This window comes from Roseibacillus persicicus, from assembly GCF_014651675.1.
Taxonomy (GTDB): domain Bacteria; phylum Verrucomicrobiota; class Verrucomicrobiia; order Verrucomicrobiales; family Akkermansiaceae; genus Roseibacillus; species Roseibacillus persicicus.
This window is the reverse complement of sequence record NZ_BMXI01000003.1, coordinates 78,455-94,584: the sequence shown is the minus strand read 5'-3', so window position 1 is coordinate 94,584 and position 16,130 is coordinate 78,455. Positions and strand designations below refer to the sequence as shown.

Genomic DNA, 16,130 nt, shown 5'->3' with positions numbered 1-16,130 from the left:
CCGGGGGTGGGCCTTTTTTATTGGCTGCAGCCTAGCTCTTTTTCAAATCGGCCCGAATGCGTTTGACGGCTTCGGGGGAGGTTTCGAGCTCGCGCATGAGGGCTTCGAAGACGCGCATGGTGGGGCTGGAGATGTGGTGCTCCATTCCTTCGACATCGTCGTAGATGGTCTCGTCGTCGATGCCAAAGAGTTGCAAAAAGCGGGTGAGTAAATCGTGGCGGCGGATGATGTAGTCGGCCACTTCCTGTCCGCGGTCGGTCAGGGTCATGCCCCGGTAGCGCTCGTAATTGACGAGGCCTTCCGCATCCAGCCGCTTGACCATATTGGTCACGCTGGCCTGCGAGATGGAGAGCCGGTCCGCGATGTCGACCACGCGCGCATAACCCTTCTCCGCAATGAGGCCGGAGATCTGTTCGAGGTAGTCTTCCATCGCAGTGGAACCAATTCGGGCAGGAGCTGGAGAGGGTGACTTCGGCACAGGGAGGGAGGTTAGGGACTTTGCGGGGGGAGTCAATGAGTCCTCGCCAGCATGAGCCGGGGCCTCGTTTTTCGTCTTCTTGGAAAAGACCGTTCGTCACTGCGGTTGAGGGAGATACCGCCCCCAGTGGGCCTGCTGTCCTACCACCTTCCCGAACGATGAAACTTCCCATCCACCTCTTTCTTCTGACCGCCGTTTTGATTCTGTTAGGAAGCTGCCTGGCCTCTGGCGAGCTCAACCGTGGGGTGTGGTTCTGGGGGACGACGACTACCCCGGATGGTCCTAGTCCCTATGGCTCAACCGTGGTAGTGGGGGATAGCGCCAAGGAGGATGAGACCATCGCCTTTTTCAATACCCATGGCGTCAAGCGGGTCTATGGGAGCTATCAGAATCGGCCCGTGAGTGATACCGCGGCGATTGCGGCTTGGAACGAGAAGCTGGAATACAATTTCATCGAGTCCCAGCTTCTCTTTGGCTTTGTAAATATCGATGAGCCGACCCAGGTGGCGACTTTGCTTTCCAATATCCAGAGCCGATTCATCGACTACAACAATGGCTTCTACGACCTCCCGCAGTATCGCTTTGATGCCCTGCACCTGGACATCGAGCCCCAGGGCACAGATGCTTGGGACGATGGCGATGGCACGGTCAGGCGGGCGATGTTGGAGGACCTGAAGGATCTGTATGCGGACATTCGGGCCCTCCTCGTGACAGAAGGGATGGGGACGGTGCCCATCTACGCCGACATCCCCTACACGTGGGACAAGCTGCCGGTGGATGGAGGCTCCATCGCCTGGGCGGATGCGGCGGATCGCGATGCCTGGTTCGCGGGGATCGGGGACTCGCTGAACGGGATTTCCATCATGACTTTTTCCAAAGACACCGTGCCCGAGTTGACGGTCGCGACGGAGTATGAGCGCACGGGCTCTTTCCCCGGCTATGCGCGTATCGGGATTCAGCCCAAAGGGTGGCCGGGTCAGCAGTGGGAGTCGATTTGGGAGGTCAATAGCATCCTGAATGACTTGGAAGATATCCATGCTCCAAACCATGCGACGGATCTGGAAAACTACGGATTCTGGCGCTACTCCATCGAGGAGTCGAAGCTCGACCCCGTGATTGTGGACGTCGATATCGTGATCTTCGAGGACGCCCCGGGCATTCCATTCGGGGAGATCTGGACCGGCCCCGCCATCTATGTGGGCGGAGAGGCGGGAAAAATCTACACCGTCAAGCAGGCCTCCGATCTGAATGGGCAGTGGAAAGAGATGGCGCAACTGAAAGTCCGCCAGGGGCAGGACAGCGAAACCTTCCGCGTTCCCATCACGCTCTCGGACTCCAGAGCCTTTTACAAAGTAGAGGTCGTCGCCGAGAGCGCCCAGCGATAATCGTGCAACTTGCGCTCTTGATGAAATTGAGCTTCTTCTCTTTCCAACTTTTTGGAGCGGAATCACTTCGATGCTGGCCAAATCGGCTGGGGACAGATACCGCTCGGTTGTGAAGATCGGAATCCTTTCAAGAAATCCCAAACTCTACTCAACCCGCCGCCTGACTGAGGCCAGCAAAGAGCGTGGCCACGAAGTTGAGGTCATCGACTATGCGCGCACGCATATGAACATCGCGGCGCACAATCCCAAAATCTTCATCGGGGACAAAGACCTTGCCGGATTCGATGCCGTGATTCCCCGCATCGGTGCCAGTTATACCTTTTTCGGCACCGCCGTGGTGCGCCAGTTCGAGATGATGGGGGTCTACTCCGTCAACGAGTCGGTGGCCATTTCCCGCTCGCGCGACAAGCTGCGCAGCCTCCAGCTCCTCGCTCGCAAGGGCGTGGGTCTTCCCGTGACGGGATTTGCCCGGGACCCGAAGGCGACCAAGGACTTGATCAAAGTCGCAGGCGGAGCGCCGCTGGTGGTCAAGCTGCTGGAAGGCACCCAAGGAGTCGGGGTGGTCTTGGCCGAGACCAACAAGGCGGCCGAGTCGGTCATCGAAGCCTTCCGGGGTCTCGACGCCAACATCCTGGTTCAAGAGTTTATTAAAGAAGCGGGCGGAGCGGACATTCGCTGTCTGGTCATTGGCGACAAGGTCGTGGCGGCCATGAAGCGTCAGGGCAAGGAAGGCGAGTTCCGTTCCAATCTCCATCGCGGAGGCAATGCCACTGTGGTCAAGATCACTCCCGAGGAGCGTGCCACCGCAGTGCGCGCCGCCCGGGTGATGGGTTTGGGGGTTGCGGGCGTCGACCTTTTGCGCAGCAACCATGGACCCGTCATTATGGAGGTGAATTCCTCTCCCGGCTTGGAAGGCATTGAGACTGCGACCAAGAAGAATGTGGCTGGTTCGATTATCGAATATATTGAAAAGACAGCCGCTGAAGGTAAAACAAAGACCCGCGGTAAGGGTTAACAATTTATGGGCAAGAATCTGTCGTTTGAGTTCGAAGGAACCAAGGTGCTGGGTGGCCAGCGCGCTTTGGTGACCCTGCCGATTGGTCGTTTCCTCACTGGACAGAACTTCGGTCTGCCCGTTCATGTAATTCAGGGAAAGAAGGAAGGCCCTGTTCTTCTTTTGACCGGCGCGGTGCACGGCGACGAGCTCAACGGCATCGAGATCATTCGACGTATCCTGACCAACAATACCCTGCGTTCTCTACGCGGCACGGTGCTGGCTATTCCGGTGGTCAATGTGCCCGCCTTTGGCGACCGCTCGCGTTATCTGCCTGACCGTCGGGACTTGAACCGACTCTTTCCAGGGGGAGAAGGGGGCTCGGTCGGAGGCCGGATTGCCCGGGCGCTCACCGAGTCCGTGATTCCTCATGCCGATGTCGTAATTGACCTTCACACGGGGGCAGTCAATCGACCCAACTTGCCTCAACTCCGCGTCACGCGGGGGGACCAGGCGTCTATGGATTTGGCGAAAGTCTTTGCCGCTCCGGCGACCCTGTTGGCGGGCGAGCGCGATGGCTCCTTCCGGACGGAGTGCCGCAAGGCCGGCAAGCCCTGTCTTCTTTTCGAAGGAGGAGAGGCCATGAGGCTGGACGCGAGCTCCATCAAGTATGGTTTGCGAGGCATAACGCGGGTGATGCGGCACCTCGGGATGCTCCCCAAGGCGCGCGGACTGACCAAGGCCATCGAGACGGTCTTTTGCCCTCGCAGTGGATGGGAGCGTTCTCCTTCGGGAGGCCTCTTTACCCCCCTGATGGCATTGGGGCGGGCAGCTCACGTCGGCGACACCTTGGGCTTTGTGGCCGATGTCTCGGGCGGGGGAGAGCAGCCGGTGATTTCCACGCGAAATGGCATTCTGATTGGGCGCACCAACGAAGGCGTTGCGGACGAAGGCGATGCCCTGTTTCACATCGCGGAGGCTGGTGATCCCGGTAGCGCGGAAGGACAGATTGCCGAAGGGGGAGAAATCTTGCCGGAGACGTGGCGCGAGGTGGAGGACGTTCCTGTTCCCTACGACCCGGTCGGTGATACGGTGGTGTGATGAATAGCTTGGAACTGGCCCGCGAATTGGAAGCCCTGGCTCAAAGCGGGCTGCACTACGGCAAGGACCCCTACGACCGCGAGCGCTACCAGCGCTTGTTAGAACTTTCCGCAGAACTGTTAGAGCAGAACGGTACTCTGACTCGCGACGAACTGCACCAATGGCGTGCCGCCGACTTCGGCTACGCCACCCCCAAGGTGGACGTGCGCGCCTTTTGCCTGCGGGATAACAAAGTGATGCTGGTCAGCGAGAAAGCCGATGGCGGGCGTTGGACCTTGCCAGGCGGCTGGGCCGACGTGAACCAGTCCGCAGCGGAGTCCGTGGTGCGCGAGGCCAAGGAAGAGTCCGGCTTCGACGTGCGAGTCAAACGCCTCCTCGCAGTCTGGGATCGGGAAAAGCAAGGTAACCCGCCGCCCTATCCCTACAGCATCTACAAAATGTTCTTCCTCTGCGAAATCACCGGAGGAGCCGCTACCGAAACCCTCGAAACCTCCGGGGTCAAATTCTTCGCGCTCGATGAGCTACCCGAACTTTCCCAAGCCAGGGTCATCGAGAAGCAACTGCGGTGCTGTTTCGAGAAAGTGCAGCAGGGCGACCTGAGCACTGATTTCGATTGAAGGATTTGGGGTCTCTGACTTGTTAGGGGTCTAGTCTTTCAATTTGATACAAAGCGCGAACTTGTTGTGGATCGGTGTAAACTCTGGCCAACTCCGAAAAGTGGTTTTCACTGCGCGTCGGTATTATAAATGAGTTTAGAAATAAACCATTGTCCACAATGTTCACATCTACTATTCTCCACTTAATGACACTAGTCTTGAGTTACACCCAAAAAGGAGAGGCTTTTCAGATAATCGATCGTCAAGTTTCTATGGTTAGAGGTAGCGCTGTCTGCGGGATTCATGACGACAATTTTAATAAGACTGTAGTTTGTCACGGTTCTGATGGAGTTTGTTCGATTTCCTTTACAGGCAACGCCTATTTAAACAAAACGCCTATGGATCAAGCAATTGCCGAATCTTTGTCAGGCGGTCCTCTCAACCCAAGTCTCGTAAAGTGTTCAAGTCCAGGAGTTCCGGACATGGAAATGTTTAGGATTCTTGAGTCCGGATTTTCCGAGCTCTGGTCTAGAATAAACCTCGAAGCTACTCTTCCTATTAGCCTCACTGCAGAGTGTGTTGGAATTCAATACAAGAACTCCAAGAGAAGGTTTATTCCGTTCCTTAGGCGATACTCTTTTCGGAAAGGGACGCTGAAAAAAATGAATGTTCTCAAATTTAAAGAGTATTCAAACACTTCGACGATTTCAGCAATTGGTGACTTCCAGGGAGTTTTGACGGAAGAGATTGTTAGGTCTTTCGAAGAGAAAACAAACTCTCAGAAACGGCTTAGTAATCTTTTGAAAGCACTGAGTGAAGCAAACTTGAAGAAATCTACTGTTGGAAAAAGTGCTTTGATCGTTCAAATGCTCCCATCTGAACTAATGTTCCCTGAGAAATATGGAGCTAGTCCTCAGTCGACGGCTAGCACGGCAATAGCTTTCGATTCCGAGTATGAGGATGAACAGGGGCTAATTTTCACTCCATGGATCCTCACCTCGAAATCATACCAAGCTCCAAGCGCTCAACAGTGGGACGGTGCAAACCTCGCAGCTTTTATGAGGCGTCGAACAGGTAAAGATGAAACTCTTTTCAGTGAGATTAGTCCAATTGGAGCGATGTTGGCTTTCCCTAGAAAAAAAGCTCCTCCTACTCCAAAACCCGGCTTCGTAAGCGCAGACATTTCCGCTTTTGAAATTCCGTTGAGTTGAGGGTCAAAAAGTGGTCGAACCTATTCTGTACCTTTATCCAAATGAGACGCAGTAGTATGGAATCGTATGTTCGGTGGTGTAAGAGGATGCAAGGGTGAGCCCGCTGTCTACTCAATGCCTGACTCCATGAGGATTCTCTCGCCCCCATCGGGCAAGGTGGCACCGAGGGTGAAGCCTTGCGAGAAATTCACTCCACCTAGGGAGAAGCTTGCTACGGAGGAGTTCCCAAGAAGACTAGCCTCAATCGATTGTTGGGTGAGGAATCCGTCGTCGGAGATGAAGCGGGCAAAGAGTCGCCCCTCCGCGGCTTCACTCGGAAGGTCCTCTAGGATGAGGGTCGCCTCGCCGCTTTCCTCATCCTCAATAACATAGCCTTCCACAGGTTCACTTCTATCGGGACTCTCTCCCTCAGCTGCCCACAGCGACTCTTGCCCGGTTTCTGTCGGTGGCATCCAATCAAAGGGAGAGAGGTCGAGATTTTTACCTGCGGCGCGTCCAAGGTAGCCCCCACCGTCTTCGGCGGGAGACCAAAGAAAGTGACTGTTAGGATCATAGTAGTCCCCGTTGGGAGCAATCATAAGCTCTTGCCCGGCTGTTGCTCCGAGGAAATCGCGATGGCGAATGAGCAAGTCTTCCTTCCCTGCAAAAACCTCGGGGTTCCAGCCTTTTTCAATTACCAAATCAACGGGGTCCTCTTCTCTGCGGAGAAGATCCTCTTGCAGTGCTTTGGCAAGCAGTGACAAGAGGCGAGCCTCCCGTTCAGCCGGCGATGGAGAGGATTCGGAGCCTGGTGCTTGCAGAATCAAAATTTTCTTGGAAGCGATCCGGTTGGCTGTCTGCTGCTGGCCGAGTTGTTCTTGTAAGGCCATCAGTTGTTCTCGTAGCCGTCGATTGTCCCTCTCAAGCGTGCCTCCCGCTGACTTTGGTTCCCGGCTTTGCACGGTCACACGCGGGTTTGGAGAGGACTTCCCGTTGCCAACTAAAGGGAAAGATTTTTCACTCTCTACTGGACTTGGCCAGAAAAAGAGAACGGCAAAGACGAGCGCGGCAGCCCAACCCAAGGTCGCAGAAAGGGGAAGGGAATACCGATGAAATCGACTCGAGTTGGGAGTTAATGCGGCCTCGATGTCCGACCACAATTCTTCAGGAGCTGATTTGAGAGGAGAGGAAGCTTGCCAGAGATCAATTGCTAGTTTCTCCGTCTCGCAGAATTGCTCAGCGAGGGCACGGTCTTCCGCCACCAGCGCCTCGACCTCTGCCCGATCGCGAGCTGGCAAACGACCCAATGCTCCTAAAGTGACTTCTTCAGCGGGTTTTTTCATGGCTTCGTGTGGGAGGTGTTTTGAAGTTGGCGCAAGCAAGTGCGAAGCTTGCTCATGGCGCGATGAATTTTCGTTTTGGCGGTGCCCAATGGAACATTCCAGCGTGCCGCCAATTGGGCATTGCTAGCGGGATCGAAGAGGGCGTCTCGCACCACTTCCCGTTCTTCTTCATCCAAGATCGATAGGGCTTGGCGTACTTGGGCGATGGAATCGTGAAACAAGATATCGGCTAGCCCGTCGTGAGTGGTGCTGTTCGCGAGCAGAATCTGACCGCCCGGGAGGTCTTCTGCTAGGGCGGGGCGGCGGCTCTTCTTTCGCAAAAGATCGAGGCACTTGCCTCGCAAAATCATCGCACACCAGGTGAAGGGCTGAGAGCGGGCGGCATCGTAACGTGCCGCTGTTTCCCAAATGCGCAGCACGGTATCCTGCACGGCTTCTTTGGCGAGTTCGCGATCATGCAGCCAGTTCAAGGCCATGGCATAGAGTCGATCCCCAATCGCAAGATAGAGTCCCTTGAGCGCGGCTTCATCCCGAGCAGCGATGCGCTCCAAGAGGTAGACCCCTCGCCAGGCGGGAAAGCGATTTTCTCCGGACTCTTCGCTCATCAGCTGGCTCGTTTTCGGAGAGGTCGATTCAGTTTGCCCATTGGTACCCATAAAAATTCGCGCTTCCTACAACATCTTCAAGACCTCACCTGCGAACGATGCCTACGTCCGAGAGCAATCATTGTCGATAACATCAACAGCGTGCTGCCAGTAGGCTCGGGAATAACCACCGTGGTCACCTCTCCCCAAGCCACGTCCAAATAGGTAGTCTGGCCAGGGCGAAACCTTGAGAACGATATCTCACTGGTCTCGGAGGCTCTCGGTTCAGTCAGCTTCAGCAAATGCGATTCTCCAGAATCGAAGATGAGGGGACTATCGAGTGCGAGAGTAGCGCTCCAGAGGCCGCCTGGCGTAAGTTGCTGAAATTGGAGCCCCGAGATTTCTCTACTCTCACCGTTCCGCACATCGGTAAGTGTTCCCAAGGTTGGAGAAAAGGTCGCGCTCTCACCCGCGAAACTCTCCGTTTGAAACAGACTGGCCTCCGGCAGCAGGATTCCCAGACGATACCCCACCGTGACCTGATTGAGGAAGAAGGGGGGATTGGGTGAAATTTGCTCGATGTGGAATCGGGTTCCCCCGTTTTCACCTGGACTGACAGTGACCACCAAAGCGGCCGAAACGAAACTCATGCCCAAAAGGAGAAGGAATAGTGTGACGATCGTTTTCATTATGTTTCAAAGCGAGTAAGTGGTTAAATTGAGAAGGGCCTAGTTGCCGAAATCGATTACCTGAAAATCCTCCGTCGCCACCGTACGGTAGAACGCCCTTTTCTCGCTCCGGCCAGCGGGATCAACGACTCTAATGGGAGGGTTGAGAAGCAGCACCGTGCCGAGTGATTGCCAGGTATGAAGGTCGGTCGAGCGCTCTACCCGAAAGCCGCGGAGAAGAGAAGGCTGCAAGCCCTCCATCCACTCAAAGTCCAACTCCAGTACCACTTGCTCCCCTTGTAGGATCTGCTTCAGTTCCGGATAGAGCGGAACTGCTACGAAGGTGAACCAACCCGTGGTGGGGAAACTGATGAGCCCACCGCCAATCCCAATCCCAATCCCCGGCACACAAAAATAACCAAGGTTCAAGATGTCTGCCGGGTCGGCCTCGATTACCCAGTCCCCATCCGGCAGGTCAAAGGAGAACTGGCCCTCTTCGTCAGTCACGGTGCTCATCTCGAGTTCGTAGGGGGCAGGGCGAGTGGCTCGGATGGTGATGCCCGCCAAGGCCTCGCCAGAAGAGGTCCGGAGCACATGCCCGATCTCGGCTCCTCGGGACACTTGGCAAAAGAGCAGCATGAGAGTGGCAAAGTGGACCCAGCGGGCGAGATAGAGTGATGTTGTCATTGGTTCTCTCTCTTCTCCGCCGGAACTAGCCTGCTGGTTTCACAAAAGGTGATCTTTGCGCAAATCACGTCCACTCAGTCAGCCCCAGCCGCGTTTTGGGATTCTTATAGAATTGTCTATGAAAAGTACTTTTCCTTCCCCCCATTTGGCACAGGAGTTCTTCAAGCACGCATAGGGACGGGAGGGAACGTTTTCTCACCTTTTGCCTGCCGCTCTGAGGAAGGCACCCTTCTTCATTTTACAGAGTTCCTGAGATCGACTAATCAAATTGAGTTCAACTTGGTTATGACTTTTTCCAGCGCTCTGAGATGAAAAATCAGGAATGTGAAAAGGGGAAGAAGCGTCACACTTTTACAGTTGTTTTGGCACGGATTCTGTTAGCTAGCAGATTGCGCTATGAAAACGACAATCAACTGCACGAAGCATCTCGACTCGAATCATACCCGAGTCTGGGATTCCACCCGGGAACTCATCGAACGCAAGCATGAGCACCTCCGCCACGTTCATCCCGACCTGTTCAAGGCCGAGCTTCATCTTCGTGCGTTTGGTCGTCAGTCAGAAGTTCACCTTCTGGTGCACGACACCCGTCATCGTGTCATCGAAGCTCATGCCAGTGGAGACATCTTGGACAAAGCCATCATCCTCGCCTTCAAGCGGGCCGAAGTTCAGTTGGCCAAGCCCAAGCACTTGCAGAATCAATAGTCCGACCGTTTGCGGGGCTAGAGGCCTAGGAAAAGCCGGGCAGTTGTGAAGTAAATCAGCATCCCGGTGACATCAACAATCGTGGTGATTGCTGGGGCCGCAATCACCGCCGGATCCAGTTTGATGGTTCGGGCTCCAATCGGGAGCATCGCGCCAATCAGGGTGGAGGCCGAAACCTGAATGGTCAGCGCACAGGAGACGGCCATAGTGAATTGAGGGAGAGCGACTCCCTTCACCGAATTCGGCAAAAAGACGGGTAGCAAAAGCAGGCAGGTGAGGGCCAGAGCCCCTCCGAGAATCAGTCCCTGCAGCATGCCCAAGCGCAGTTCCTTCCAAGCCACCAACCAAGAATCCTTGGCTTCCAATTCGCCCAGGGACATGGCCCGAATGACCATGGTGGAAGCCTGGCCCCCGGTATTGCCACCTGCGGCCACGACCATGGGGAGAAAGAGTGCGAGCAAAAAGACGGAATTGAGAACGGGCTCGAACTGAATCATCACATAGCCCGAGGCGATGGCGAGAAAGCCCAACACGAGCAGCCAGCCCACCCGGCGTTTGAGGTGCACCACGATGCGCGTGCGCAGATAGCTTTCCTCGGATTGCTCCCCTGCGATACCCGCCTGTTTCTCAAAGTCTTCGGTCGATTCCTCTTCCAGAATCTCCATCGCATCATCGTAGGTGATCGCTCCTAACAGCCGGTGGCTCTCATCTACCACTGGCAGGGCCAAAAGATCGTATTTGCGCACCATGTTGGCTGCTTCCTCCTGATCGGCGGTGGCGAGGATAGTCTCTTTGACATCGAACATGATGTCCCGCACCGGGGTGCCCCAGGAGGCAAAGGCGAGGTCGCGCAAACGGATGAAGCCGATGGGGCGCTCGCGCTCATCGACGATGAAGATTCGCGATAGGGTCTCTGCCGAGTCTTGCAAGACCTTGAGTTTCTCCAAGGCTTGTTTGACCGAGAGGTCGACCGTGATGCGGGCAATGCTGGTCGTCATGCGACCCCCGGCGGTGTCTTCCTCGTATTTGAGGAGGGTCCGGGTGAGCTCCTCTTGATCGGAGGAAAGAAGGTCTAACAGACTGGCGCGAACCTCTTCCGAGACATCTTGCAAAATGTCCACCCGGTCATCATCGGAGAGCGCATTGAGAAGCTCCCGTTGCTGGGCGGGTTGGTAACGGAGAATGGCCTCCTCCCGCAAGGAGTCCGGCAAATCGGCGAGAATATCGGAGAAAGTAACCGGCGAGAGAGTCTGGGTGATAAAGTTGCGGTCCTCGTCATCTTCCAGATTGGCATAGAAAAAGGCCAAGTCCGCATAGTGCAGTTCCTCGGCCGCCGCAAGGAAGGCAGAGCCGTCACGCGAGTCGAGCGCAGGTTGAAGACGTTCAGGCACGCGGGGAGACAAGCACGGGAGGGCCGCCGGAGCAAGGCTGGCCGCAGGCTGGCGACAACAAAATTGCGATGTGCGATTGGCTAGGACTTTCGCTCCCAGACGAGCGGGCAAACCTTTTCATCTGAAAAGTCGGGAGCTCCATTCGGCTTCGCCACAAGTCTTTCGTTTAGGTGGGAAAACTTGCCGTGGGGCCGATAGCTGAGCCCGTCGATCGCATAGTGGATCGCAATGGCTCGGCGGGGGCCGGTGGCGAGGTTGGGTGGATTGCCGTGGACGGTGTGCCAGCAGAAGAGCGCGGCGTCGCCGGGTTGCACGGGCGAGGGAAGAATCTCTTCGGGCCGGGGCTCCCAACCGTCGGGGAGCTCCAGCCAGCGCCGGGCGGCAGTGCCGCGTGCCATGGTGATGGGCCCCATCGTGGGCTCGACTTGGGCCAACGGAATCCAGGCTGTCACCATCAGGGGCGACTGGCAGGTCTTCCAGCGGCTGCGCTCGGTGTGCCAGTGGTAGTTGAGGTCGGTTCGACGGGCGGGTTCCTCCCAGAGCAATTGGTCGAACCAAAGCCGGATCGAGCGGGCGCCGGTTTCGCGCGCGATTCTGTTCAAAAGCTGGGGCGACCGCGCCAAGCCAGCCAGTTCGCTACGAAAGTGGGTAGAGTAGGGGAGCTTCCACGACCGGGCCTTGCGCGCCCGGGGTGCGGGCCAGTTGAAGGCGGGGGCGATGTCGGCCTGACCGTCCATCAGGGCCTCCTGTCCATGTCGGGCCGCAGCCAGTTCTGCCGGGGTGAAGACGTCTGTTAGAAAAGCAAAACCTCCTGCGAGGGCAGGGGTGCTGGAACTGGGGGCGAGAACAGACACGCGGGGTCTTTAGAAAATGGGGACCCATCGCGCAAGCCCGTTTCGGCCTCGCTGGCGTTGGGGTAAAGGGCTTGTATCTTTCTGCTGAACTCCAGACTCTTGGCGCATGGCAATTTTGCTCCGAATCTTTCGCAACGTCGGTCGCTATCCCGCGATGGCGCTGGGCGTGCTCTTTCTCGCGATTGGCAGCACTTTGTTAGTCCTGGTGCCACCCCTGATGACCAAGCGCTTTCTGGATGTCATCATCAAGGACCTGCGGGGAGACCTTATTTGGCAAACGGCGGGTCTGGCGGTGGGTGCCATTGCGCTGCGGCAGGTAATGGTCATGGGGCGCACGGTGCTGAATACCGCCTTCGAACAACGGGTTGTCCATGACCTGCGACAGGAGCTTTTTGATAAAATCCAACGCATGCCTCTGCGCTTCTTTGATAAACGCACCAGCGGCGACATCATGAGCCGGGTGGGTTCGGACGTGCCGGCAATGGAAAAGGTGATCATTCAGGGCATTGACCAGGGGTTGAGTGGCATTATCCAAATCGCGGTCATCCTCGCCTTCATGCTCTATCAGCACGTGGGGCTCACGCTGGTGACCCTTGCACCCATGCCTTTGGTGGCGCTGATCACTTGGCTTTATTCCAAGTTTGGAGCCCCTCGTTATACCCGCGTGGCGGAAGCGTCGGCCGACCTCAATGCCTCTTTGCACGATAGCCTGGCGGGGATTCGCCAAATCAAAGCCTACACCGTGGAGCCCGAGAAATTGTTGGAGTTCTCGGAAAAAAGCGACGAGGTCCGCGCTGCCCAGATGCATGTTGTGCGCGCCAATGCGGTGACCTGGCCTACGGTCAGTCTCGTAGCAGAGTCGGGCATCGTGATTATGTTGGCGATGGGATCCTATTGGCTCATCACGGACGGCTCGGTGACTATCGGGGTGATCGGGGCCTTTCTCTTTGCCTGGGGTTATCTCTTCGAGCCTATCTCGCGCCTCAGTCAATTAGGCAAAACCTTCACCAGCGGCTTGGTCTCGGGCAAGCGGGTCTACGAGGTGCTGGATGATGTGGAGGAGAGCAATTTATCGGAAGGAAAGACTCCGGACGAGTTGATCGGGAACGTTGAATTCGACCAAGTCCACTTTGGATACGAAAAAGATGAGCCCATTGTGCGGGGAGTGAATCTCTCGGTGAAGAAGGGGCAGACCGTCGCCTTCGTGGGGCCGACCGGTTCCGGGAAGTCGACGTTGCTGAACCTGTTGACCGGCTTTTATCATCCCGAGCAGGGACGCATTCTCATCGACGGGGTGCCGGTGCGGGAGCTTTCCAAAAAGTGGCTTCGGCAGCGAATGGGGTTCGTGACCCAGGAGAGCTTTCTCTTCAATACCACCCTGCGGCAGAACCTTTTGCTGGCTAAACAGGGAGCTACTGATGAGGAGATCTGGGCTGCGCTGGAGGCGGCGAACGCGGCGGACTTTGTGCGCGAAATGCCGGAAGGGCTCGACACTGTTACCGGCGAACGCGGGGCCAAGTTGAGCGGTGGTCAGCGGCAGCGAATCTCGATTGCGAGGGCCTTGTTGAAGAATCCACCTATCCTGTTGTTAGATGAAGCAACGAGCGCAGTCGACAACGAGACCGAGCGTCTCATTCAGGAAGCGCTTGGTCGTCTGCGTGATGATCGCACCAGCTTCGTCATCGCGCACCGTCTCAGCACGGTGCAAGACGCGGACCTCATCTGCGTTCTCGTCGCGGGAGAAATCGTGGAGCAAGGCACCCACGAAGAGCTCCTCGCACAGAACGGAGTCTACGCCGGATTGCAGGGTTGATCTTCTCGGAGTGCGGTCGCTTGCCACCGCTTTGGTGGAAACGAGTGAGTTCTTAGGTCGGCCCGTGAAGAGCAAAGCTTGCTTGCTCGAACTTCTGGAGGCGTCGCAGGCTGGATGGGGAGGGTTGTGAGATAAGCTTTCGCTTGTAGGAGAGAGGGTGCGGGGAGGTTGGTCTGGTTGGGGGAAGGTGTTCCCTCTCTGATTCGAAGCCGATTCGAGCTCCGGGCAAGCAAGCTTTGCCCGTCGCGGGGACGTCTTTCACGAGGAAGACTTCCGGCTGCAAAGCGGCAGCAAGCGACCGCACTCCGAGAAGGCCTGCGAGCGGGGTGTGGGGAAATTGGTGAGGGGGGCTTCCGTCTTTGATTCGAAGTTCGAGCCGGAATAGAGGGTTGATTTTCTCGGAGTGAGGTCGCTTGCCACCGCTTTGGGGGAGATGAGTGAGTTCTGAGACCAACCCGTGAAGAGCAAAGCTTGCTTGCTCGAACTCCTGGAGGTGTCGCAGGCTGGATGGGGAGTGTGGAGTAGGGGGAGGGTTGTTAGGTGCCCTTTTGCTTGAAGGAGAGAGGATGCGGGGGAGGATGTTTGGATGGGGAAGGGTTTTCCCATCTTTGATTCGAAGCCAACCCGAGCTCCGGGCAAGCAAGCTTTGCCCGTTGCGGGGGCATCTTTTACGAGAAAGGCATCCGGCCCCAAAGCGGCAGCAAGCGACCGCACTCCGAGAAGGTCTTCCGTTAGGCGCGGCGCTTTTGGACGGCTTTGGCGAGGACTTCGAGGACTTCTTCGGTGGTGTCCCAGCTGATGCAGGCGTCGGTGACGGATTGTCCGTAGGTGAGCTTGCTGAGGTCGCCATCACCGAGACTCTGGTTGCCTTCGACGAGGTTGGACTCGATCATGACCGAAGAGATCGCGGTGGAGCCGTCTTCGATTTGATTGGCCAGCGCTTTCACGACCAGAGGCTGGTTGCGGTAGTCCTTGCGGGAGTTTCCGTGGGAGCAATCGACCATCAGGTAGGGGGGCAGGTTCTGCTCCTCGAGACAAGTGACCGTCTCCGCAATGCTTTCGGCATCGTAGTTGGGACCACCTGACCCTCCGCGCAGGATGATGTGGCAGGAGTCATTGCCTGTGGTCGACACGATGGCAGAAACGCCTTGCTTGGTGACCGAGAGAAAATGGTGGGAGCCCGCCGAGGCCCCAATGGCATCGAGCGCGAGTTGCACCGAGCCGCCGGTTCCGTTCTTGAAGCCCACGGGCATGGAGAGTCCGGAGGCGAGCTCGCGGTGAATTTGGCTCTCCGTGGTGCGCGCTCCAATCGCACCCCAGGCGATGAGGTCGGCGATATATTGTGGGGAAATGGTATCGAGAAACTCCGTCCCGGCCGGAATCCCCAGTTCGGCCAGTTCCAACAATAGTCCCCGTGCCACCCGCAGGCCGCGATTGATGTCGAAGGAATTGTTGAGATGCGGATCGTTGATGAGACCCTTCCAGCCGACCGTGGTGCGTGGCTTTTCGAAGTAGACTCGCATCACGATTTGGAGGTCATCGGCGTATTTGTCGATGAGGGGCTTGAGCTTTTTGCCATACTCGATGGCAGCCTCGGGATCGTGGATCGAGCAAGGTCCGATGACGACCAGCAGGCGGTCGTCTTTTCCATGCAAAATGGCGGTGGCCTGCTCACGAGCGGACGAGACCAACTGGGCCGCGTTTTCGCTGATGGGCAGGTAGTAATTGAGGACGGCTGGCGAGATGAGGGGGTTGATGCCCTTGATGCGCAGATCGTCGGTAGGAGGGGTGCTCATGGGAGAAAGAGAATCCAGTTTCCAGAGACCAGAAGCCAGACCTTTTCGGTAAAGGTTTTCTTAAAAGTGATTGCTAGAGGGCCGCTTGCTTGCGACCGGGTTTTTGCTCCCAGGATCCTAGAAGGGAGGCTCGTCGTCCACGCGGTCGGCGGGGTCGGGCTCGTTGTCGAAGGCTGCTTCGAGGGAGGACAGGGCGCGGTTGGTGGCGGGATTCGGGTCTCCGCCGTCGCCTTTCAGGATTTTCCAGGCATGCAAGTTCACGTAGTGGCGGCCTTTGTGCTCGGAACCGCGAATGTTGAAGTGCACTTGCACCTCATCGCCCTTGGAAAGGTTGTTGAGGAGATCGGCCTTTTCCTTAATGCAGTCGAACTTAATCTCTTGCGGATATTTGCCGTCCATGGCTTCGAGAACGAATTCGCGCTTTGAGAATCCGCTGGGAAACTCTTGTAGGTCGCTGATGGAGATGATTTTGCCTTGGATTTCGAAAGCAGACATGGCCGAGAGAGTTAGGATGAACGCCTAAAGAGTCAAGTTCGCTTGAGATTAAA

General features: G+C 56.6%; 16 protein-coding genes. 7 read left to right on the top strand and 9 right to left on the bottom strand.

What is annotated here, in order from left to right:
• Positions 1-31: 31 nt before the first annotated feature.
• Positions 32-478, bottom strand: a complete 447-nt coding sequence (mntR, locus tag IE099_RS04400; protein WP_229809383.1) for a transcriptional regulator MntR — start codon at positions 476-478, stop codon at positions 32-34.
• Positions 479-636: 158 nt separating this feature from the next.
• Between mntR and IE099_RS04395 the strand changes: the two genes are divergently transcribed.
• The 5 genes from IE099_RS04395 (at position 637) to IE099_RS04375 (ending at position 5,765) form a co-directional block, all read left to right on the top strand.
• Entirely contained in the window at positions 637-1,863 is a 1,227-nt protein-coding gene (locus IE099_RS04395; protein WP_189567709.1) for a hypothetical protein, read from the top strand.
• Between the two features lie 109 nt (positions 1,864-1,972).
• Positions 1,973-2,878: a 30S ribosomal protein S6--L-glutamate ligase gene (gene rimK / locus IE099_RS04390; protein WP_189567707.1), complete on the top strand. Its 906-nt coding sequence runs from the start codon at positions 1,973-1,975 to the stop codon at positions 2,876-2,878.
• Positions 2,879-2,884: 6 nt separating this feature from the next.
• Complete coding sequence (locus IE099_RS04385; RefSeq protein ID WP_189567705.1) at positions 2,885-3,958, top strand: succinylglutamate desuccinylase/aspartoacylase family protein; 1,074 nt, start codon at positions 2,885-2,887, stop codon at positions 3,956-3,958.
• Entirely contained in the window at positions 3,958-4,575 is a 618-nt protein-coding gene (locus IE099_RS04380; RefSeq protein ID WP_189567703.1) for an NUDIX hydrolase, read from the top strand. Before IE099_RS04385 ends, IE099_RS04380 begins: the two co-directional genes overlap by 1 nt.
• Positions 4,576-4,772: 197 nt before the next feature.
• Complete coding sequence (locus IE099_RS04375) at positions 4,773-5,765, top strand: hypothetical protein (protein ID WP_189567701.1); 993 nt, start codon at positions 4,773-4,775, stop codon at positions 5,763-5,765.
• Between the two features lie 107 nt (positions 5,766-5,872).
• On the opposite strand, the gene IE099_RS04370 is transcribed toward IE099_RS04375, so the two are convergent.
• From IE099_RS04370 to IE099_RS04355, 4 genes are all read right to left on the bottom strand, one after another.
• Entirely contained in the window at positions 5,873-7,087 is a 1,215-nt protein-coding gene (locus tag IE099_RS04370; RefSeq protein ID WP_189567699.1) for a hypothetical protein, read from the bottom strand.
• Entirely contained in the window at positions 7,084-7,692 is a 609-nt protein-coding gene (locus IE099_RS04365) for an RNA polymerase sigma factor (RefSeq protein WP_189567697.1), read from the bottom strand. Before IE099_RS04365 ends, IE099_RS04370 begins: the two co-directional genes overlap by 4 nt.
• A 77-nt stretch (positions 7,693-7,769) precedes the next feature.
• Entirely contained in the window at positions 7,770-8,321 is a 552-nt protein-coding gene (locus IE099_RS04360) for a hypothetical protein (protein WP_189567695.1), read from the bottom strand.
• 78 nt (positions 8,322-8,399) lie between these two features.
• Positions 8,400-9,026, bottom strand: a complete 627-nt coding sequence (locus tag IE099_RS04355) for a carboxypeptidase-like regulatory domain-containing protein (protein ID WP_189567693.1) — start codon at positions 9,024-9,026, stop codon at positions 8,400-8,402.
• Between the two features lie 396 nt (positions 9,027-9,422).
• Here IE099_RS04355 and IE099_RS04350 point away from each other — a divergent pair, with 396 nt between their 5' ends.
• Positions 9,423-9,728, top strand: a complete 306-nt coding sequence (locus tag IE099_RS04350) for an HPF/RaiA family ribosome-associated protein (protein WP_189567691.1) — start codon at positions 9,423-9,425, stop codon at positions 9,726-9,728.
• 17 nt (positions 9,729-9,745) lie between these two features.
• On the opposite strand, the gene mgtE is transcribed toward IE099_RS04350, so the two are convergent.
• A complete protein-coding gene (mgtE, locus tag IE099_RS04345) occupies positions 9,746-11,119 on the bottom strand; it encodes a magnesium transporter (protein WP_229809382.1) in 1,374 nt (457 codons plus the stop codon).
• 80 nt (positions 11,120-11,199) lie between these two features.
• Entirely contained in the window at positions 11,200-11,973 is a 774-nt protein-coding gene (locus IE099_RS04340; RefSeq protein WP_189567687.1) for a phytanoyl-CoA dioxygenase family protein, read from the bottom strand.
• Between the two features lie 106 nt (positions 11,974-12,079).
• Here IE099_RS04340 and IE099_RS04335 point away from each other — a divergent pair, with 106 nt between their 5' ends.
• The gene (locus IE099_RS04335; RefSeq protein WP_189567685.1) at positions 12,080-13,786 is read left to right on the top strand and encodes an ABC transporter ATP-binding protein; all 1,707 of its coding nucleotides are present in this window, start codon (positions 12,080-12,082) and stop codon (positions 13,784-13,786) included.
• 731 nt (positions 13,787-14,517) lie between these two features.
• On the opposite strand, the gene IE099_RS04330 is transcribed toward IE099_RS04335, so the two are convergent.
• Positions 14,518-15,582, bottom strand: coding sequence for a 3-deoxy-7-phosphoheptulonate synthase (locus tag IE099_RS04330; RefSeq protein WP_189567683.1), 1,065 nt, complete (start codon positions 15,580-15,582; stop codon positions 14,518-14,520).
• 117 nt (positions 15,583-15,699) lie between these two features.
• Complete coding sequence (locus IE099_RS04325) at positions 15,700-16,077, bottom strand: DUF3127 domain-containing protein (RefSeq protein ID WP_189567681.1); 378 nt, start codon at positions 16,075-16,077, stop codon at positions 15,700-15,702.
• Positions 16,078-16,130 lie beyond the last annotated feature (53 nt).

Bases quoted from the DNA above. Each gene is read 5' to 3' on its own strand.
- IE099_RS04395 (WP_189567709.1), top strand. From the start codon at position 637: ATGAAACTTCCCATCCACCTCTTTCTTCTGACCGCCGTTTTGATTCTG.
- IE099_RS04385 (WP_189567705.1), top strand. From the start codon at position 2,885: ATGGGCAAGAATCTGTCGTTTGAGTTCGAAGGAACCAAGGTGCTGGGT.
- IE099_RS04380 (WP_189567703.1), top strand. From the start codon at position 3,958: ATGAATAGCTTGGAACTGGCCCGCGAATTGGAAGCCCTGGCTCAAAGC.
- IE099_RS04370 (WP_189567699.1), bottom strand. From the start codon at position 7,087: ATGAAAAAACCCGCTGAAGAAGTCACTTTAGGAGCATTGGGTCGTTTG.
- IE099_RS04365 (WP_189567697.1), bottom strand. From the start codon at position 7,692: ATGAGCGAAGAGTCCGGAGAAAATCGCTTTCCCGCCTGGCGAGGGGTC.
- IE099_RS04360 (WP_189567695.1), bottom strand. From the start codon at position 8,321: ATGAGTTTCGTTTCGGCCGCTTTGGTGGTCACTGTCAGTCCAGGTGAA.
- IE099_RS04355 (WP_189567693.1), bottom strand. From the start codon at position 9,026: ATGACAACATCACTCTATCTCGCCCGCTGGGTCCACTTTGCCACTCTC.
- IE099_RS04350 (WP_189567691.1), top strand. From the start codon at position 9,423: ATGAAAACGACAATCAACTGCACGAAGCATCTCGACTCGAATCATACC.
- IE099_RS04335 (WP_189567685.1), top strand. From the start codon at position 12,080: ATGGCAATTTTGCTCCGAATCTTTCGCAACGTCGGTCGCTATCCCGCG.
- IE099_RS04330 (WP_189567683.1), bottom strand. From the start codon at position 15,582: ATGAGCACCCCTCCTACCGACGATCTGCGCATCAAGGGCATCAACCCC.
- IE099_RS04325 (WP_189567681.1), bottom strand. From the start codon at position 16,077: ATGTCTGCTTTCGAAATCCAAGGCAAAATCATCTCCATCAGCGACCTA.